21 protein-coding genes are annotated in these 19,344 nt (G+C 53.2%); 12 read left to right on the top strand and 9 right to left on the bottom strand.

What is annotated here, in order from left to right; translation table 11 throughout:
- Positions 1-80 precede the first annotated feature (80 nt).
- The 5 genes from ACOOFE_RS08885 to ACOOFE_RS08865 all read left to right on the top strand — a co-directional run bounded on the left by ACOOFE_RS08885 (position 81) and on the right by ACOOFE_RS08865 (position 6,810).
- The gene (locus ACOOFE_RS08885) at positions 81-950 is read left to right on the top strand and encodes an ABC transporter substrate binding protein (RefSeq protein ID WP_420414630.1); all 870 of its coding nucleotides are present in this window, start codon (positions 81-83) and stop codon (positions 948-950) included.
- 88 nt (positions 951-1,038) lie between these two features.
- The gene (locus tag ACOOFE_RS08880) at positions 1,039-3,123 is read left to right on the top strand and encodes a S9 family peptidase (RefSeq protein ID WP_420414629.1); all 2,085 of its coding nucleotides are present in this window, start codon (positions 1,039-1,041) and stop codon (positions 3,121-3,123) included.
- A 129-nt stretch (positions 3,124-3,252) separates the two neighbouring features.
- Positions 3,253-4,845: an ABC transporter substrate-binding protein gene (locus ACOOFE_RS08875; RefSeq protein ID WP_420414628.1), complete on the top strand. Its 1,593-nt coding sequence runs from the start codon at positions 3,253-3,255 to the stop codon at positions 4,843-4,845.
- A gap of 264 nt (positions 4,846-5,109) precedes the next feature.
- Positions 5,110-6,174, top strand: coding sequence for a hypothetical protein (locus tag ACOOFE_RS08870; protein WP_420414627.1), 1,065 nt, complete (start codon positions 5,110-5,112; stop codon positions 6,172-6,174).
- Positions 6,175-6,453: 279 nt separating this feature from the next.
- Positions 6,454-6,810: a hypothetical protein gene (locus ACOOFE_RS08865; RefSeq protein ID WP_420414626.1), complete on the top strand. Its 357-nt coding sequence runs from the start codon at positions 6,454-6,456 to the stop codon at positions 6,808-6,810.
- 51 nt (positions 6,811-6,861) lie between these two features.
- On the opposite strand, the gene ACOOFE_RS08860 is transcribed toward ACOOFE_RS08865, so the two are convergent.
- Positions 6,862-7,773, bottom strand: a complete 912-nt coding sequence (locus ACOOFE_RS08860; RefSeq protein WP_420414625.1) for a LysR family transcriptional regulator — start codon at positions 7,771-7,773, stop codon at positions 6,862-6,864.
- 102 nt (positions 7,774-7,875) lie between these two features.
- Between ACOOFE_RS08860 and ACOOFE_RS08855 the strand changes: the two genes are divergently transcribed.
- The 3 genes from ACOOFE_RS08855 to ACOOFE_RS08845 are packed head-to-tail and all read left to right on the top strand — an operon-like array spanning position 7,876 to position 8,842.
- Positions 7,876-8,199, top strand: coding sequence for a putative quinol monooxygenase (locus tag ACOOFE_RS08855; RefSeq protein WP_420414624.1), 324 nt, complete (start codon positions 7,876-7,878; stop codon positions 8,197-8,199).
- Positions 8,196-8,417: a DUF2798 domain-containing protein gene (locus ACOOFE_RS08850; RefSeq protein ID WP_420414623.1), complete on the top strand. Its 222-nt coding sequence runs from the start codon at positions 8,196-8,198 to the stop codon at positions 8,415-8,417. The genes ACOOFE_RS08855 and ACOOFE_RS08850 overlap by 4 nt, the downstream gene beginning before the upstream one ends.
- 26 nt (positions 8,418-8,443) lie before the next feature.
- Positions 8,444-8,842, top strand: a complete 399-nt coding sequence (locus ACOOFE_RS08845; protein ID WP_420414622.1) for a RidA family protein — start codon at positions 8,444-8,446, stop codon at positions 8,840-8,842.
- Between the two features lie 62 nt (positions 8,843-8,904).
- On the opposite strand, the gene ACOOFE_RS08840 is transcribed toward ACOOFE_RS08845, so the two are convergent.
- The 5 genes from ACOOFE_RS08840 to ACOOFE_RS08820 all read right to left on the bottom strand — a co-directional run bounded on the left by ACOOFE_RS08840 (position 8,905) and on the right by ACOOFE_RS08820 (position 12,678).
- On the bottom strand, positions 8,905-9,381 hold the full coding sequence (locus tag ACOOFE_RS08840) for a GNAT family N-acetyltransferase (RefSeq protein ID WP_420414621.1): 477 nt from the start codon (positions 9,379-9,381) through the stop codon (positions 8,905-8,907).
- Between the two features lie 29 nt (positions 9,382-9,410).
- On the bottom strand, positions 9,411-10,343 hold the full coding sequence (locus ACOOFE_RS08835) for a c-type cytochrome (protein ID WP_420414620.1): 933 nt from the start codon (positions 10,341-10,343) through the stop codon (positions 9,411-9,413).
- A gap of 43 nt (positions 10,344-10,386) precedes the next feature.
- Complete coding sequence (locus ACOOFE_RS08830) at positions 10,387-10,845, bottom strand: c-type cytochrome (protein ID WP_420414619.1); 459 nt, start codon at positions 10,843-10,845, stop codon at positions 10,387-10,389.
- Positions 10,846-11,078: 233 nt separating this feature from the next.
- Positions 11,079-11,681 (bottom strand): superoxide dismutase, encoded by a 603-nt coding sequence (locus ACOOFE_RS08825; protein ID WP_141186090.1) that lies wholly within the window; start codon positions 11,679-11,681, stop codon positions 11,079-11,081.
- 133 nt (positions 11,682-11,814) lie between these two features.
- Complete coding sequence (locus tag ACOOFE_RS08820) at positions 11,815-12,678, bottom strand: DUF6159 family protein (RefSeq protein ID WP_209010663.1); 864 nt, start codon at positions 12,676-12,678, stop codon at positions 11,815-11,817.
- A gap of 207 nt (positions 12,679-12,885) precedes the next feature.
- On the opposite strand from ACOOFE_RS08820, the gene ACOOFE_RS08815 reads away from it, so the two are divergent.
- Positions 12,886-13,566 carry a thermonuclease family protein gene (locus ACOOFE_RS08815; RefSeq protein ID WP_420414618.1) on the top strand — a complete coding sequence of 227 codons (681 nt, stop codon included), beginning with the start codon at positions 12,886-12,888 and terminating at the stop codon, positions 13,564-13,566.
- A gap of 30 nt (positions 13,567-13,596) precedes the next feature.
- Here ACOOFE_RS08815 and ACOOFE_RS08810 read toward each other — a convergent pair whose 3' ends face one another.
- Together ACOOFE_RS08810 and ACOOFE_RS08805 are read right to left on the bottom strand one after the other, a co-directional pair.
- Positions 13,597-14,361, bottom strand: coding sequence for a substrate-binding periplasmic protein (locus ACOOFE_RS08810; protein ID WP_420414617.1), 765 nt, complete (start codon positions 14,359-14,361; stop codon positions 13,597-13,599).
- A gap of 56 nt (positions 14,362-14,417) precedes the next feature.
- Positions 14,418-15,122: a substrate-binding periplasmic protein gene (locus ACOOFE_RS08805; protein WP_420414616.1), complete on the bottom strand. Its 705-nt coding sequence runs from the start codon at positions 15,120-15,122 to the stop codon at positions 14,418-14,420.
- A 288-nt stretch (positions 15,123-15,410) separates the two neighbouring features.
- On the opposite strand from ACOOFE_RS08805, the gene ACOOFE_RS08800 reads away from it, so the two are divergent.
- Positions 15,411-16,586 carry a YbfB/YjiJ family MFS transporter gene (locus ACOOFE_RS08800; protein WP_420414615.1) on the top strand — a complete coding sequence of 392 codons (1,176 nt, stop codon included), beginning with the start codon at positions 15,411-15,413 and terminating at the stop codon, positions 16,584-16,586.
- Positions 16,587-16,607: 21 nt separating this feature from the next.
- Here ACOOFE_RS08800 and ACOOFE_RS08795 read toward each other — a convergent pair whose 3' ends face one another.
- Positions 16,608-17,465 (bottom strand): branched-chain amino acid aminotransferase, encoded by an 858-nt coding sequence (locus tag ACOOFE_RS08795; protein ID WP_420414614.1) that lies wholly within the window; start codon positions 17,463-17,465, stop codon positions 16,608-16,610.
- Between the two features lie 357 nt (positions 17,466-17,822).
- Between ACOOFE_RS08795 and ACOOFE_RS08790 the strand changes: the two genes are divergently transcribed.
- Positions 17,823-18,254: a VOC family protein gene (locus ACOOFE_RS08790; RefSeq protein WP_420414613.1), complete on the top strand. Its 432-nt coding sequence runs from the start codon at positions 17,823-17,825 to the stop codon at positions 18,252-18,254.
- A gap of 121 nt (positions 18,255-18,375) precedes the next feature.
- Positions 18,376-19,038 (top strand): haloacid dehalogenase type II, encoded by a 663-nt coding sequence (locus tag ACOOFE_RS08785; protein WP_141186083.1) that lies wholly within the window; start codon positions 18,376-18,378, stop codon positions 19,036-19,038.
- Positions 19,039-19,344 lie beyond the last annotated feature (306 nt).

The following is a 19,344-nucleotide window of genomic DNA, read 5'->3' as shown; positions in this document are numbered from 1 at the left end:
AAATTCTATTCAGAATTTTGACAGTATTCTCATTTTTGCTGGTCTCTAGCGCTTGGGCGGATGAGACCAAATCCATTTTGATGCTTACGTGGCGCGGCATCACCCCGGCAGAACAAGGCTTCAAGTCGAAATTGGCCGAACTGGGATTTGAGGTGGAATACGAACACTTTGACTCAGAGAGAGATGTGACCAATCTTGCCGGATTTTTGCGGGAGAACCGAAAAAGAATTGCCCAGAAGGACCTTATCTACACATTCGGGACAACAACCACAGTCACGGTGCAGAACTTCGACATCGGGAATATCCCTCAGGTCTTCAATATTGTTACGGATCCGGTCGGCAACGGGATCACCTTCTCAATTGAGACGCCGACCAACGGGGCTACCGGCGCAAAACTTTCCTTATCGGCAGACGCGATCCTGCAACTCGTTGAAAAAATTTATCCCTTCAAGACGATTGCAGTCCTTTTTGATCCTCGCGAAGTCAACGCCACGCACGAAGCGGACAAAGTCTTGATGGCCGCGGAAGCTATGGAAAAACAGGCAACCCTGCTCCGCCTCATACCGGACAATGCAGATCTGGAAACTCAGATCGCGGCTTTGAAGCCACAGATCGAAATTGTCGATGTCGTCTATGTCGCGTCAACCTCGTCTTTCATGACCCAAGGCGAACTGTTGCGCCGGATCATACCAAACGACGCTGTGAGCGTCGGTTCGTCTCCTGCTATGGTCGACCGCGGTATTTCATTGTCATTTGGAGAAAACTACTGGAACCGTGGCGAGGCGGCTGCAGAAGTCGCAGCCAAGATTTTGCGCAACGGCAAACTTCCAAGCCAAGTGCCAATAAACGAGATCGCACCCGATGAGGCGACAATCTTCGTCAATCGCAGCACCCCAGCCGGTGAAAAACTGAATTTGAAAAACCTGCCCAACAAAATCCAAGAAAAATAGCAACTGCTGGCAGAATGGGTTTGCAAGCCTTAGCTCCCACTCAATCCCATACTTGCCTTGCCTATCCAAACACCTTACCTCCGGTTTTATGAAAAACGATATGCGCCCTCCCCGCGCCCAAGCGCGTGCCACCCAAATTGAAACCCACGGAATCACGCGCCAGGACGATTACGCCTGGCTGCGCGCCGACAATTGGCAGGAGGTCATGAAAGACCCAACTGTCCTCGACGGCGATATTCGTGCCTATCTGGAAGCGGAAAACGCTTATCAAGATGCGCAGATGTCTGAGACAAAGCCGCTTCAGGAAACGCTGTTTTCCGAGATGCGTGGCCGCATCAAGGAAGACGACAGTGCTGTTCCCTCCCCCGACGGCCCCTATGCCTACAGCCTAAAATATGAAACCGGCGGCCAGCACCCGATTTTCTACCGCACCCCGCGCGATGGCGGGCAAGAGACCATCATGGTCAATGGCGATCAGGAAGCGGATGGCAAGGCCTATTTCAAAATCGCCGGAGCCAGCCATTCTCCTGATCACAAGCTGCTTGCTTGGGCTTATGACGACAAGGGGTCTGAGTATTATTCGCTCCAATTCCGCGATCTAGAAAGCGGCAAGGATCTGGCCTACTCGATTGAGGATACCGGCAGCGGCGGTGTGTTTTCCGCGGACAGCAAATTCGTCTTCTATGTCCGCTTGGATGCCAATCACCGGCCGTCAAAATTGTTTCGTCACGAAATCGGCACAGACCCCGCAAACGATGTTCTGGTATATGAGGAAAAAGACGCCGGGTTCTTCATGGGCGTCGGCAAAACCCAATCCGGCGATACGCTCGTCATCGACATTCATGATCACGAAACGTCCGAAGTCTGGATGATCCCGTCAGATCAGCCGACTGCTGATCCGGTTCTGATTGCGCCGCGCCAGACCGGCATCGAATACTCCATCGATGATCATGGTGATCAGCTCTACATCCTCACCAATGCGGATGAGGCTGAGGACTTCAAGATTGTCACCGCCCCCAAAGCCAATCCGGGCCGGGACAATTGGCACGATCTGGTGCCGCACAATGCCGGCTGCCTGATCCTGTCCCATTGCGTCTACAAGTCCTTCATGACCCGCTTGGAACGGGAAGATGGTCTGCCGCGGATTGTCATCCGCAATCTGAAAGACGGCAGTGAACACTCCGTTGCCTTTGACGAGGAAGCCTATTCTCTCGGCCTCTCCGGTGGATATGAATACGACACCGACACGATCCGGTTCTCCTATTCGTCCATGACGACACCGGCGCAAACCTTTGACTACAATGTCAAAACGGGCAAGCGGATGCTGCGCAAGGAACAGGAAGTGCCCTCCGGCCACGATGCAGGCGATTATGTGACCCGGCGTGTGATGGCACCGGCGGCAGATGGTGAAACTGTTCCGGTTTCAATCTTGTACCGCAAAGACACACCGCTGGATGGCTCGGCGCCGCTGCTGCTTTATGGCTATGGCTCTTATGGCATATCTATCCCAGCCAGCTTCAACACCAATTGCCTCTCCCTCGTCGACCGGGGATTTGTCTATGCGATTGCTCACATCCGCGGCGGCAAAGAAAAGGGATTCGGCTGGTACAAGGCTGGACGGCGTGAAAACAAAAAGAACACCTTCACCGATTTCATTGCAGCTGCCGATCATCTGGTTGCCGAAAACTTCACAGGCTATGACAAGATCATTGCGCAAGGCGGATCTGCTGGCGGCATGCTGATGGGGGCAATAGCCAATTTGGCACCGGAAAAATTCGGCGGCATCATTGCCGAAGTGCCATTTGTCGATGTGCTGGCAACGATGCTGGATGACACCTTGCCGCTCACTCCGCCGGAATGGCCGGAATGGGGCAACCCGATCGCCGACAAAACAGCATATGAATACATTGCCTCTTATTCGCCCTACGACAACGTGGAAGCCAAGGAGTATCCGGCAATTCTGGCGCTGGCAGGCCTGACAGATCCGCGCGTCACCTACTGGGAACCGGCCAAATGGATCGCAAAATTGCGGGCGACCAAAACCGGTGACAGCCTCTTGATGCTGAAGACCAATATGGATGCCGGCCACGGCGGCGCCTCAGGACGTTTCGACCGATTGAAGGAAGTGGCACTTGTGCAGGCGTTTGCCTTGAAGATTGCCGGCAAAGTCTAGCTGCACTCCCGTTCATCACACGCTTGTGAAACGAATGCCGGGTCTGGAAACAGATCCGGTATTTCTTTTATCTGCAAGTGGCTTAGGCTGGTTGCATATAATACATAACGGCTATCATGCAGGGGTGTCATGACACACACATCGTCCGGGAGGCTGCGGCGCGCGGCCAGCTTCACACTCACATCCATCTTTCTCACTTATGCATCCACGGCTCATAGTGCCGAGCTGCGCTGGTCGTCCCCGACCGATCCGCAGACCATGGACCCGCATGCAGTCAACTCTGCGCCCGTGCTTGGTTTTTTGAACAATGTGTATGAAGGCCTTGTCCGACGCGGCAAATCCATGGAGATCGAGGGATCTCTGGCCGAAAGCTGGGAACCGATCGGAACAGACGGCTGGCGGTTCAAACTCCGCAAAGGCGTCAAGTTCCATGATGGTGCGGAATTCACTGCAGAGGATGTGCTGTTCTCCTACCAGCGCGCCTCCTCAGAAGAAGCCGACACCAGTTCCTGGTTCTCTCCGGTCAAAAGTGTCGAGGTCGTCGATGACTATACGGTTGATATCCTGACACACGCGCCGAACCCCATTTTTCCAGATTCCATCGCCAACTTCATGATCCTGGACAAAGGCTGGGCCGAGGCCAACAATACCGTCCGCCCAGCCAAGGACAGTGAAACTTATGCGACCTTGAACACCAACGGCACCGGTCCATTTAAAATAACAAGCCGGGAACCAGGTGTTCAGACGGTTCTGGAACCATTCGACGGCTGGTGGGACACCCAAGAGCATAATCTGACCAAGGCAACCTTCCTGCCGATCGCCAATCCTGCGACAGCCGTGTCGGGCCTCCTCTCCGGCCAGGTGGATTTGATTAATCCGGTTCCGGTTCAGGACGTTGACCGGATTTCGGGTGATTCAAACCTGAAACTCCATCAGGGCATTGAAGCCCGGGTGATCATGCTCGGTTTTGGTCATAACCACAGCACCTTAAAATACTCAGAGGAAACCAGCGGCCAAAATCCGTTCCAGGACGCCCGGGTGCGCATGGCGGCACACAAGGCCATCAACGCTGAGGCATTGGTCTCAAAGATCATGCGCGGAAATGCAGAGCTGGCCAGCCAACTGGTTAGCCCACAGATGAAAGGCTATAGCAAGAGTGCGGCGGATCGTTTCGGATATGACCCGAAAGCGGCAAAGGCGCTTCTAGCCGAGGCAGGTTATCCGGATGGATTTTCCTTTGGGCTCAAATGCCCGAACGACCGCTACATCAACGATGAAGCACTGTGTAAGGCGATGGCCGCAATGCTGACGCAGGTTGGCATGCGGGCTGATCTGAACGCCATGCCTGTGCGCAACTATTGGCCGGAGCTCAGAGCTGGCAACTTCGATATGTATCTTTTGGGCTGGTCTCCAGGCACTTTTGATGCCGAGCACCCGATCCGGTTCCTGGTCACCACGCCAAACAAAGAAAAGAAACTCGGCAGCTGGAATTTCGGCGGCTATTCGAATGCGCGCGTTGATGAACTCCTGCCGCAGATCCAGAAGGAAATCGACCCGTCTAAACGCCAATCGATGCTTGATGAAGTCGCCCTCACTGTCCGCGACGATGTGGTTTATGTGCCTCTCCATGTCCAACCACTTTTATGGGGGTCAAAGAACACTATCGACCTCACCCAGCGGGCCGACAATTTCCTGATGCTACGATGGATTACCGTCAACTAAACGCTTCCGAAATCGAAACAATCATGAACCGGCGCACCTTGCGCCGGCTTCTCCCTAAAGTAGAACGACCCCTTCCCATCCTTGGTAAATTTCATTTAATCTCAAGACTACTTATGGTTTTCGAAGAACTCTTAGAAACAATAAGATTACAAATTTTTCATTACGACAGTTTAATTTGAACTCGCTCGACCTCCTCCCCAAGTCAGAACTGTCAATACCGGACCAAGACGTCCAGTCCGATGGATTTTGCGGAGGAGAAATAGCTTGTCATATCAGCCAACAACCCCGTTGCCCTTAGCAATAAACACTGCACCTGTTATGCCGCTGGAGTTCTATGTCCCGCCTGGGCCGCCGGGAGATCAAGGGGCAAATAGAAACACGTCGCCCTTCCTGACCGACCTCGATGAGTTCAGCTGGACGGCGCCCGAGGGGCTAGAAGTCTCGACCAACCCTATTGAATTCAATGATCTGCCGTTCCTAAACCTCGATCCTTACAATCTCGAAGGCAAGGACAACCTGCCGACGGGCGATCTTACCAAAGGCCCTCACGGGAGTATTTCTGCGCAGGTTGATGTCCAGAACGGGCACGGTGAGCAGCAGGTGAATTTCGGCCTTGAGATGGAGAATTACACCTACCGGACGGAATACGGACAGATCGACATACTGACGCTTGCCGAGGAGCGGACAACAGAGGTCAAGACCATCAATTTCAATGGCCAAGAGGTCGCGGTCGAGTATCAATCCGGCATTGCCCAAGAATTTGGAGGCAGCTTCTACGACCAGCAGTTTAGAGAGCTTTATGTTGAGATGGCTTTCGAGACCGGGATGGCAATCCAGGCAGAAGCCTTCGATGCAAGTGGCAATCCGATCATGACCGCATTCGGATACGAACAAATGCTCGAGGTTTACGGGGAAGCCATTGATTACGGCATTCAAAACTTCGAAATGATCTTCGAACTCGGTATCGAGCTGCAGCTGAACGACTTCGGCATGTACGAAATGACCCTGTCCGTCGTGTTCGAAGGCGAGATCGCTTACATGAACGGCGCGGAGCGGATCTATGAATTTGCAGACGAGCTGTTTTTCATGTTCTCCGACCAGGAGCAAATCGACTTCAACCAGATTCCTGCCGGGTTATACAATGAGATAGACCGCTTTGCTGCCGGCATGGGCGATGCTTGGGGTGGGATGGAGATCCTGAACGCTCAGTTGGAAGCAATTTTCCTACAGTTGAAAGAAGACGGGCATTACCAATCCTGGGACGATGTCGATCAGGGATTGGACAACCCGTTCGACTTCAATGTGCCACCGTCAGACTGGCTGACATAAAAGGCGGGCGCCACATTCTTCGGACAAGTCTTTAAACAGCTTTCTCAAACAACAAGTGACTCTGTCCGCCTTACTTATTCTTACCTTTTTCGGACCGCTGTTTCTGGCACCGGTCCGTTCTTTTGTTAAATGACTTCCTATTGAGTCAAACGAGATCGAGGCTGCACAATAGCTTTTGACGTTTTGATCAGATCTTTGTACGACGGGATTCCGTTTTTAAACTCATCTCGCTGACAGAGATGAAGCCCACGATTGCCTGAGGTCTTAATGCCGTATTTTATGAGCAAAACACAAAAAGCCGGAAAAAGATCTGGGCTGGTTACGGTCTGCGCGCTGGCGTTCGGCCTGTCGGCTTGTCAGATCCAATCGCCGTCTGATCTCTTGTTTGGCTCAACTTGGGACACGAGCCGCGCAAATATCCCCAACACCTACGGCACCCAATACGACTGCCGGACGTTCCAGGGTTCTGGCTGGAAAGGAATCGCCGGCGGCCGGTCCAACGATTTGGACCAGGGAATGTCGGTTTCTGTAGCAGGTTGTTTTCATACTCTGGATGAGTGTCAGGCCTTCCTGGCGCTTATGAGCAGCTACCTCTACTTTCAAGAATATATGCGCTGCAATCCACACACTGCATGACGTTTGGCCTGAGATAAATTAAGTCATCTTTTAGTTTTGATGGATTGTGCTTTATTCAGCTTCAGGAATTTCACCCTGAAAAATCGGCTGCTCAAGCAAGTGCTGCTGCATGAAATCCCGCAGGCACTTGGCGCGCGCATTTAACAAACGCCCGGTTGGCCAGACTGCATAAATATCCCGTTGCTGGCCGCGCCAATCTGGCATGACCGGGACAAGACGGCCAGCTTTCAGCGATTTGGCAGCCTCCGTGACACCCAACAAACAAATGCCGAACCCGTCTTCGGCAAATTGCCGTACCAAACTAATGTCATCAACAATGACGTCCCCGGCCAAATGCAACTCTGCCGCTGCGCCGGATAGCAAATGACTCAAACGCCAGGATGGGATGGTGCGGATTGCAATGATGTCATGCTGGTCGAGTTCGTCTGGCGTAGATGGCTGTCCTCGGCGTTCAAGATAGGACGGAGCGGCCATCAGCAGAGTAGAAATTGTTCCAATTTTCTTTTGAAAGAGTCGTTCGTCGTTTTGAGGTCCGATCCGCAAGGCCAGATCGATCCGTTGTTCCCACAGATCGATGTTGAAATTGCTCAAGCGTAAATCCAGCCGAATGCCAGGATACGCGCGCATGAAATTCGACCACATCGGTTGGATAGGACCAACTGAAATATTGGTGGGTGCAGCAACGACCAGAGGCCCGCTCAATTGATGAAGGTCTGAACTCAAGTTGCGCGCTGTAAGTTCGGCTTGCTGCACCAACTCCGCAAAGGCCCGGTAGTAGGCCTCCCCTTCAGCTGTCAGAGCAAATTTCCGGGCTGACCGATGCATCAACTGCAGCCCGAGGCGTTCCTCCAACCGCTTCAGCCGGCGCGTCACGGTCGCGGCCGGTAAATCAAGGACCGCCCCAGCGCCCGCAAGGCTCTTGGCTTGGGCAACATGAACAAAGAGCGCAATATCGTCTAACATGATTTCATTTATGGAATTTATACTATCGATATTCAGGACTTACCATAATTATCGGAATTTATATATCTCCTCCTGTGACGCAACCCCACGCAGGAGATTTTTATGGGTCAGTATTTTATCAGCGCCGGAATTGAGTTGAGCCAGGGCGCAAACCTTCAACAGGCGGAAAAAGAATTGCGGGACCTGGTCACCAAAACCCAGGAAGAGCCCGGTTGTATCTTGTTTGAAATCCGGCAGAACCTGAAGGACCGGACAAAATTCACACTTTGGGAATGCTGGACAAATCCAGAGGCGCTGGCTGCACATTTTAAGGCTGAGCACACCAAAGCCTATCTGGCAAAGAACCTCACCGAAGTTCGTTACATTGAGGAACTTGGCGAAATCGGCGACCTGACGTTTGCGAAAAGCCAATTGGAACACGCATGATCCAAAGGCTGATTGCAACATTCTTCATGTCATTCGGACTGTCTTTTCTGATGTCGTGCTGGGTGACGTTTATCAACTTGGGCTGGAGCGATGTGTTTTTCAGCCAATGGATGGCTGCCTTCCAGCTCGCGTGGCCCGCAGCTGCGGTCATCGCTTTTTTCATGGCTCCACTGGTTCAGAACGCAACCAACTACATCGTGCGACGCCTCCCAGGTTAGTGCCCTCAAAAAAGGTTAAAGAACCAATGATCCCTCTTCGCAATAATATCCCCGAACTTGGACCGGTTATCGGTCCTTATACGCACGCAGTTGTCCATGGAAACACACTTTATACTTCCGGCCTCACCGCCTTTGGTACGGATAGCCAAGCCAAGGCCGCTGGCGCACAGGCTAGTGCCATTCTCGACCAGCTGGCGGTTCTGGCCGAAAGCTGCGGCTCTTCGATGAAACACTTGGTGAAAGTCACCGTGTTTGCCGTTGATCCCGCGGACATTCCCGATGTTCGGGATGTACTGACACAACGCTATGGGGATGCCGTTCCGGCCAGTTCGTTGGTCTTGGTCAGCGGATTGTTTTCACCAGATCTGCGACTGGAGATTGAGGCGATTTTCGCGCTGGAAGTCTCTTCACATCCGACGGCCTAACAACACCCTCAAAATCAAGTCAGGTGCGGCGGTTCCGCCGCACCGCATACCAAAAGCGTTGATCAGAGGGCACATTGAAAGAACACGGTCTCTCTGATCGGCGTCTCGTAATAGGCTGGGATTTCTTCAAAACCGGATTGTTCGTAGAGCTTGATGGCGCCTGTCATGGTCGGCAACGTATCGAGCTTCATATCTGTGTACCCGGCGTTTCCGGCAAGCTTCATGATGCGTTGAACGAGACCAGCGCCAACCCCAAGACCTCTCGCTTCCGGCACAACATAAAGCCGTTTCATCTCACAGCTGCCAGCCTCACCAAACGGGCGCAAACCCACGCAGCCTAAGCTCTCTCCCTTATCGTTTTTGGCCAGGAGCAATGCGCCGTTCGGCGGCGCATATTTACCCGGAAGGCTTGCGAGTTCTTCTTCAAACCCTTGATAAGACAGATCAATGCCAAGCCATTCGACATAGGCGCGGAACAGACCTTTTATCTCCTCAAGATCCTGATCGGTATCAACACTGAAAATGGAGTATCCGGTCATTCCCGCTGTGCTCTTTTTCTCTTGGAGTTTTATTCTGAGGCCGCTGAAACTGTCGGAATGGCTTTCAGGTAAGCGGCAATGGCTGTCCGGTCGTCCGCAGATAAATGCGCCATATTTTCCTGAACCGACACCATCTCACCGCCGACGGAATCATAATCCGGCGTAAAACCGCTTTCCAGATAATAGGCGATATCGTTGGCGCTCCAGGATCCAAAGCCGCCCGCAACCGGTGTGATATTTGGAACCTTTCCATCGCCGGTCGCAGCCGGTGCTCCGCCGAGCCAATCCGCGAGCTTCAAACCGCCGGCCAGATCCCTCGGTGTATGGCATTCGCCGCAATGCCCTGGCCCTTCAACCAGATAGCGGCCACGATCCCATAGCGCCCGATCGATGTCCCCGTCGCCAACCGGACTGGCAATCACCGGTGCCGGATCCAAAAACAGCCGTTTCCAGAGCCCAACCCCGCGCCTGACATTAAACGGGAAAGCCAGTTCATTCGGCCCGGCTTTACCTGAGATCGCAGGCAGCGTTTTCATAAACGCAAACAGATCGCTGATATCCGCAAGATCCATCCTTGCGTAAGAGGCATAGGGAAAGGCCGGATAATAATTCCGGCCATCGGGCGATGTTCCGTGTGTCATGGCATTTGCAAGATCCGCCAATGACCAGCTGCCGATCCCGTCCTCAGGATCTTGTGAGATATTCGGCGCGACAAAGACGCCAAATGGCGTTTCGAGGCGCAGGCCGCCGCCAAGATTGAGTTTTTCATCTCCCTTGGCGCCTTTGGCCGCATGGCAAGAGCCGCAGCCGGAAGCCCAGAATATGGACTCGCCTTTAGCCGGATCGCCACCCTTGAGTTGCGCAATATCCATCTGGCTAAGACGGGTCGGTGCAGAGAGAAACCATCCAGCCGCCCCCGCGATCAGACCAAGACCGATCACGGCAACAATCAGCTTTTTCATGACACCTCTCTCCCGGTCCCCGCAATAGCAGAAAGTTCAGAGCCTATTTCTTGACCCTGTAGCCCTCATGGCACGCCTTACAGGTGCCGAGAACCGGACCAAAAGCTGCTTTGAACGCATCAATATCCGCCGGTCCTGCTTTACCGGACGCGGCAACAGCCTTTTCTGTGGCCATGGCAAACTTCGCCAATTCGGCGTCAAATCCGGCACGGTCACTCCAGATTGCCGGTGCAGCCTCTGTGTCACCGGTGGTGGAGCCATCCGGAAAGTAGCTGCCGAAAGTCATGGCAGCAGCTCTCATGGTTGCAATCGCTGCCTTGCCGGCCGCTGGTGTGTAATCCAGTTCGCCTTTCATCATTCCGCCGCCAAGACCTGCCGCTGCGCCCACTGAGGACATCACCGCTTGCCGGGTCTTGATCGGATCATCCGCGGCTTGCGCCACGCCAAGTCCAGCTACGATTGCAATCGATACAACAGACAAGCACTTCGAAATGGTCCGCATAGTCCTCTCCCTACTGACACATATCAGGTCACCTCAGCGGCATAGGGTTTAGATGCGTCAATCCAAACCTGATCTGTGCCGCGGAGCTAGCTGAACGGAAAGTTGCACCTGTTGCAAGCACACAAGTGTAACAATTCTTATCAAGAATTGGTGCGTAGGGCCTCTGACCTTAAAACGAAAAAGCCCCTGGCTTCAGAGGAAGCCAGGGGCTAATCGTCAACCAAAATCCAAGATTACTTGGTTGCGGCTTCGTACATTTCCAGGACGTAGTCCCAATTGATCATGTTGTCGATGAAGGCTTCCAGGTACTTCGGACGCGCGTTGCGGTAGTCGATGTAGTAGGAATGCTCCCAAACGTCACAGCCCAGGATCGGGCTTGCGCCGTGAACCAGCGGGTTTTCGCCGTTCGGGGTCTTCATGATTTCAAGTTTGCCGTCCTTGACTGCGAGCCATGCCCAACCAGAACCGAACTGGCCAACGCCAGCTGCAATGAAGTCCGCACGGAACTTATCAAAACCGCCAAGATCGCTATCAATGGCAGATGCTAGCGCACCCGGAAGGGCGGTGCCGCCACCGTCTTTTTTCATCCATTTCCAAAAATGAATGTGGTTGTAGTGCTGGCCAGCGTTGTTGAACAGCGGAGCGTTCTTGCCGTAGCTCTCTTTGACGATGTCTTCCAGAGACTTGCCTTCCAAGCCACTTCCGGCGAGCAGTTCGTTGCCTTTGGTAACATAAGCCTGGTGGTGTTTGTCATGGTGAAACTCGAGAGTTTCAGAAGACATATACGGGGCCAGCGCGTCATATGCGTACGGCAGATCGGGCAATTCGAAAGACATAGCAAACTCCTCAAGTGTTCTATGAACAACGGCGCAGACCGAGATGGCCGCTTACCGTGTTGAGCCGCAAAATAGGATCGTCATCTGCGCTCGGCAAGGCACGTTTTGAAAATAAAGAAAATTTTTGTTTGTTTTATCTCTTGTCCGGCTGGAACGCATTCCGGATCAAACGGGAATCAAAGTTGAGCGGCATCTCCCCCTCGACTGCGTAGATGTAAAGCGCAGCGCGCAAGATCGCACTGAGTGTGGTCACGACAACAGCCCCGGCCAGGATCAAAGTCACGCCAACGGTGGCCAACCCGCTACCCAGGGCCGGGTTTTGCTCAAACGAAAATATCCCCATCATGAGGATAGGTATCGCCACAATGGAGACCAGTAAATTCAGAGCTCCCAGACCAATGTGCCCAACCAGCGCCTCACCCCAGGTTTTTCGAACGGCTTGGACTGACCGCTTTATTGCGGTCACCGGACCGACACCGTCCACCACCAAAATCGGAACGGCGAAATAGGTGGCAACAGCCCAACCGGCCCCGATCAGCTTAATGAAGAAGCGCATCAGGCCCTTCAACCGGCTTTCAAGAAGCTGCAGAATCCAACCGACAAATGCGGTCACCAACGCCCAGAGCAGGATCTGTGGAAGTCTGCGTACGGACAGGCTGAGGCCATCCATGACCGTCGGATCGCCACCGGCAAATCGGATCAAAGCACAACAAAGAAGTGCCGCGTTGAAAAAGATCATGATGAAGTAGTTGACGAAAAGGAAAACGAAAATCAGCGCCCAAAACCTTGGATCCTGATCCGGTTGTTCGTTGTCGAAGATGCTTTGGAAGAAAGCCTGAAGTTCGGGCGTTGTGTAAATCACCCAACCTCCAGAGCCAATCACAAGAGCAAGTGCCAAAGCGCTCATGATCGGAAACAACAGCATCTCCTTATCCAGGAGCAGCACTTTCCAGCAAGCCGCTCCAAGTGCCAGGGCCCGTTCCAGTTTCTCAATCATGCGTGGTTCCGTTCACCGTTCAAACCGACAACGTACGTAACCACAATTTCCGTTAAGGAAGCCCGAAAACAGGCCCTTCACACTTCAGATCAGTCTTCGTCCATCCACAGGCAAAGGCCGCTCCGACGGTCGAGTCTGTTGTTCTAGCGATGTGACCAAGGCAAGATTACGACTGTTACACCATTTGATTCGTTGAGTTTTTCCAAGATGAGCAGTGTTTTTCATGGCACGCTGAAGCCAGCCCTGTGGCTGTTTGCTTTTACGATTATCGCTGCGTCGCCCCCCCAACAGGTCCGGGCGGCTGACGTTCGGGTTGTTGACGGAGACACGCTCGTCTTGAACGGAGAGCGGGTACGCCTTGAAGGGATTGATGCACCTGAGCTGGCCCAAACCTGCCTCACGTCTTCGGGCAATACCTATCGGTGTGGCGTGGCTGCAAAAGAGCACCTACAAGCCCTGACCAGAGCCGGCGAAGTCACATGTACAGGAGCGGAAACGGACGCCTATGACCGAAGGCTTGCCACGTGTTTTTCAGCAGGACAGAACCTGAACAAAGCTATGGTCGCGGACGGTCAGGCGTATGCATTCTTGAGATATTCCGATGCCTATCGGACTGAGCAGGAAATGGCACGATTGAACGGCAACGGCCTTTGGGCGGGCATTGCAGTAGCCCCTTGGGACTTCAGGCAGCAAAAATGGCAGATTGCAGGAACCAGAGCCCCGGAAGGCTGTCCGATCAAAGGAAACATTTCTGCAAACGGCCGGATTTACCACACGCCCTGGTCTCCGCATTATGCACGGACAAGGATCAATGAAGCCGCCGGCGAGCGCTGGTTTTGTTCAGAAGACGAGGCCGAGGCTGCTGGTTGGCGCCCGCCACTCAGCTAGCTAGCCGGCCAAGAAGTTACCGGTCCCCTGCTAATCCGTCGCAACCGCTTCCGAAGTGTCTGCAAGGTTTTGATTGAAGAGGTCTCTGGCAGACCGGCCCGCTGCAGAGTTCTCAAAGCACACGTACAGACCGTGATTAACAAGCAGTTTTTCGTGAAATTTCAGACTATCAGCGACAAAGGCAACGCCAGGATCTTTCGCTTTTAGATACTCAAATACGTGTTTGTCGATAACAATTGCCTCAGCCCGGCGAGCAGCGATTTTCAGGATGTTCTGAGTATCGTCTTCGGCGAGTTCCGCAACAATCTCGCCTTTTGCGATCATCTCATCCAACTTCGCCTCATTGACATATCCACGGACAACGCCAATCACGAAAGACTTCAAGTCGTCATGGGTCTTCCAATCGAAGGAACTACCTTTAGGCGTCAAAAAGCCGACTGGACTGTTGCCAAATGACTTGGAGAAAAGGCACCGGTCGCCGCCACGTTCCGCATCAATCTCGGCGGAGTAATACTCCGGATAGACGCCGACCCATTGAGGATCGTCCGCAGCGAGTTTGATTGCCCGGTTCCATGGAAAGACTTGAACCTGAACATCCATTCCGGCCTTTGCAAACGTGGACCGAACTGTATCGGTATTCGGCCCCTCACCTGTCTGCTCGACATAAGGAGGCCAATGCAAAGTGGTCAGCTTCAACCGCTCGGCTGCCGCCAGCGGACTGGTTGCCCAAAGAACAATCGCAATGATCAGCATCTCTGTGCGCATAACGTGTAGCGGGCAACCACCCTTCTTCATTTCAAGTTCCGCAACCGGAGCCCCACCCCAAGCGCTGCTCCGGCTGGAACGAGCCCTTAAAGAGCCGAGTTAAACTTCTCGCGAGCAGCCCGGCCAGCATCGGAGTTCTCGAAACAGACAAACAAACCGTGTTCAACCAACAGGTTGTCGTTAAGCACAAGATCGCCTGCAACCTTGGCAACAGCCGGATCGTTCTTGGTCAGGTGTTCAAACACAAGTTTGTCGACAACACCGGCTGCTGCACGGCCACCAGCTACTTTCAAGATGTTTTGGGCGTCGTCATCTGCTTCTTCAGATTTGATGTCACCGGCCGCAACCATCGCATCGAACTGTTCTTCGTTGCTGTAGCCGCGGACAACACCGATTTTGTGTTTTTTCAGATCGTCATGAGAGGACCAGGAAAAATCGGAGTCTTTGCGCTGAACAAAACCAACGGGGCTGACGCCAAAGGATTTGGAGAACAAGCAGCGGTCGCCGCCTTTTTCCGCATCGCTGCCTTCAGCGTAATATTCCGGATAAACGCCAATCCATTCAGGTTTCTTTTGCGCCAGATTGATCGCTCGTTGCCAGGGAAACACTTTAACTTCGGCGGAGACACCAACCTTCGAGAAAGCCGATTTGACAGCATCGGTGCTGGTTCCGCTTCCATCAGCCATAACGTAGGGTGGCCACTCCAGTGTTGTGAGTTTGACGGATTCAGCCTGCGAAACCATCGGAATCAGTGAAAATGCTGCAGTCGCGGCAGCTAAAAGAAGACGCATGTGTTCGTCCTGTCTAAGTCCAACAAAAATTACGCCTGGAAGGCGCTAGTGCGAACCTACGGAAGAACAATAAACAAGATATTTCCCACCCTATACAGATGTCGCTTTTACATATGTTATACGTCGCGAATACTTAAAAACATTGTCATTTACACTAATCTAATCCAAATCTTCAAAAGACACATTTGCGCACACTGCGATTACGCGTGACTTGTTGATAGGACAGTGGCACAAAGCCCCTCCTGCTAGCGAAGCTTTGATTCCTTGATCTGAATCCGAAGAATACTGATGAGTCAGCCCCCGAATAACTCCTTACGGTTGGCAATTGGAGGGCTGCTTGCTCTGGCAGCAGCCATGGGCATCGGCCGGTTTGTCTATACGCCCATCCTTCCATCGATGGCAGAAAACCTGCCCCTTGACGCCAGCGAAGCCGGTTTGATTGCAGCAGCCAACTTCATTGGATACCTGATAGGTGCACTGGCAGGAGCCACAAGTCTTCTACGCGGAAGCGCCCGAACATGGTTCCTGCTAGGATTGGTCACAAGCGCACTCACCAGCGCTGCCATGGCTATGACAACCGATTTGTGGCTTTTCTTGTTCATCCGGTTTGTCAGCGGCATGGCGAGCGCCGTTGTCCTGGTTTTCTCCACAACACTGGTTCTGGACCGCTTGACTAACGCGGGCCGGGGTAGCCTCTCTGCGGTCCATTTCGCCGGCGTTGGTACCGGGATCTCTCTTTCCGCCGTGTTGATCGCCTCTCTCAACCACATTGGCATGAATTGGCAGACGTTGTGGCTGAGCAGCGCCCTGGTCACAGCCGGCCTTATGGCCGTGGCCACAGTTTTGATCCCGGCTGCACCTAAGACCCAAGAGCGGGCATTTGCGCTGAGCGAAGAACCGGAGATCAGATCCACAAACTGGTTCTCAGCCCCGGTGTTTCGCCTCATTGCAGCCTATGGCCTGTTTGGTTTCGGGTACGTGATTACGGCAACCTTCGTGTCAGTTATAGCCCGCACCACCCCAGCGCTCGCCGCTGTTGAAACCTTTGTCTGGCTTATTGTGGGATTGTTCGCGGTTCCGTCGATATATGTTTGGAACCGGTTTGCAGCAGTGTTGGGTGTCCGACGGGTCTTTGCGATCGCCTGCCTGGTCGAAGCAGCGGGTGTCGGCATGACTGCACTCAGCACAGCACCGGTCATATTCCTCACCGGCACTGCCCTCCTGGGCGGAACGTTTATGGGTATTACCGCGCTCGGGCTGGCGGAAGGCCGGCGCCTAAGCGTAGATGATGGATCAGAAGCGGTGCGCCGTATGCTGGCAATCCTAACGGCCAGCTTTGGTTTGGGGCAGGCTGCCGGTCCGTGGATCGCCGGGCACCTTCATGGCATAACTGGCTCGTTTCAAGCTCCATCGATTGCGGCTGCTATCGCTCTCGTAATTGCAGCCGCATTGGCATCCGTTTGAGCCTTTCCGGCTGGGGCATGCTTATGCGTGGGAGAAATCCCAGTAAAGCTCGCGGGCGCGCGCAGCGATCGGCCCTGGCTGAAGGTCGCGTTCTTCAATGCGGTTGACCGGAGATACCTTGTTGTAGTTGCCGGTCGAGAAAATCTCATCGGCTTCCAGGAACTCGTCATACCCAAGAGTGCGCTCAAACACGTCATAACCGGCAGAGCGAAGCAACTGAATCACCCGCTGGCGTGTGATGCCGTTCAGAAATGTTCCGTTCGGCACTGGCGTGTGAACTTTGCCGTCTTTGGCCATAAAGATATTGGCGGACGTCAGTTCAGCAACATTTCCAAGCATATCCCGGACAACTGCATTGTCGAATCCCCTGCCCTTGGCCTCCAGCATGGCGCGGGCATTGTTGGGATAAAGGCAACCTGCCTTGGCATTCACCGGCATACATTCCATAGTCGGACGGCGGAAGGGCGACAAGGTGATGCTGGCGGCAGCGTCTTTGGGAGACATTGGGGCATCAAACAGACACAGGCAAAACCGTGTGCTGTTGGGATCACCCACGATCACGCCTGGGCCATCGCCTTCCGTCCAATACATCGGCTTCACATAGATCTGCCGGTCGCTGCCGAACTTCGCACACCCTTCGCGCGTGAGTTCGACCATCTCGCCAACCTTCATGGTTGGCTTCATCGCAAGTGCTTCTGCGGAATCGTTGACACGTTGGCAATGCAGATCAATATCCGGCATGACACCATCGAAGAAGCGAGCGCCATCGAACACGCTTGATCCCAGCCAGGAAGCATGCGTGCGCGGGCCCATGATCGGTGGATTGCCCTCATGCCAAGTCCCGTCTATCCAGGTCCAGGTGTCGCTCCAACCGCTCATGTTTTTCCCCTTTTGGCCGTAACTATTTGAAGGTATTTCCCACGGACAGAACACCGCCTCCAACCGCGGGTCAATAGCATACCAATAAATTCCGGAATACGAGTTTTATTATTCTATATTTTGCTACAGGTAGGCGGAAATTTTCCGCTTGCAGGAAGAATGTGGAGTTATTTTCCACTCAGGCACAGTACGTGTTCCTTCTCGTAACCGCGCACGCTCCATCTCCCGCGCCAATTTGTAATGAGCCGCCCTGCATTCCAGGAACCAGCCGTTCACGTCGCTCTCCGGCCTTGTCAAACTAGAGAACACCAGCTAACATGTTCTTGTTTTGTTCAAATGAAATTCGCAGGAAAAAAAATGGAACAACGTATTTCTATGATCACATTAATTGTACCGGATGTTGCGGCCGCACGGACATTTTTCGAAACTGGACTTGGCTGGACCGTTAATGCTGCTCCCTCCCCAGCAGTTGTGTTTTTTCAACTTCCGGGCGGTGTGTTTGCGCTCTATGACCGCAACGCGCTGGAAGAAGAAATTGCCCATCCGGTGAGTGACACACCCTTCGGGGCCACAACACTTGCTTGGAATGCGCGTGAAAAAGAAGAGGTCGACACGATGTTTGCGCAGGCCGTTGCGGCCGGGGCAAAACCAGTTAAACAACCGGAACGGGCTTTTTGGGGCGGTTATTCCTCCTACGTCGAGGTTCCAGGCGGCCATCTTCTGGAAATTGCGCACAATCCGTTTTGGACGATTGAAGATGACGGTTCGGTGACACTGCCGGCAGCATGACCTCGATGTGATGACATTTTGTAAGCAGTTGGACTTATGTCGCAGCTGCTTTGACTTGACCTTCTGCTGGACTCGCGGTTCTCTGCGCCGTTCCTGATAAATCTACGCAGAAAGATCCGTCATGGCGTATGCCGCTTATGTCTTCGATGCTTACGGTACCTTGTTTGATGTTCATGCAGCCGTGCGCAAGCATGCCGCCAAACTTGGTCCTGATGCACAGCGGTTGTCATCGCTTTGGCGCGAGAAACAACTGGAGTACTCCTGGGTCCGGGCCTTGATGGGTCAATACAAGGACTTTTGGGAACTAACACAACAAGGTCTGGACACAGCTTTCGAACTCGTGCCGTCAGCCGACAAGTCACTGAAAGACGACTTGTTAAATGCCTATTGGACGCTGGATTGTTACCCGGAAGTCCCGCAGGTGCTGACCGATCTGAAAGCCACGGGTGCCAAAATCGCAATTCTCTCCAACGGCTCTCCGGACATGCTGGAGGCGGCTGCCAAAGCGTCAGGCCTGACGGATCTCTTCGACGAGATATTCTCGGTTGATAGCCTTAGGACTTTCAAGACCGATCCGCAAACCTATGAAATGGTGACCACACATTTCCGGATCTACCCGGAAGAAGTCTCGTTTCAATCGTCCAACCGCTGGGACGTTGCCGGCGCAACGGCGTTCGGGTTCCGGACTGTGTGGATGAACAGGACCGGGCAGCCGGATGAGTATAAAGATCTCTCTCCTAAAGCGGTACTTGCGGATCTGACTGGCCTGTCTGCGCTGGTTTAGGAGATTGATACACTCAACACGTTATCAGTGAGTCGACAAAAGAAGCTCACGCACTGATTGCTGATTTCACCGACTTTCTATCGATAGATCTGAAGAGATCTCCAGATTTATCGATATTTTTTCCATTTCGGAACAAATGTTTCTATACCCTGAAATTTTGCCATAGGTAAAAAGTGAATTATCATTTTGTCCGCAGGGAGACGGAATTGGACCGCAACCACTTCTCCAACCCTCAAGTATCGGGCAAATAAACACAAAAACACACTCCGCTGTTGACGGCAGAAGCAAGTACACCAGACTGGGGTC

Origin of the sequence: Roseibium sp. (genome assembly GCF_965216085.1) — a bacterium.
In the GTDB taxonomy this organism is placed as follows: domain Bacteria; phylum Pseudomonadota; class Alphaproteobacteria; order Rhizobiales; family Stappiaceae; genus Roseibium.
The sequence above is the reverse complement of the archived record's forward strand: the minus strand, read 5'-3'. Positions and strand labels throughout refer to the sequence as shown.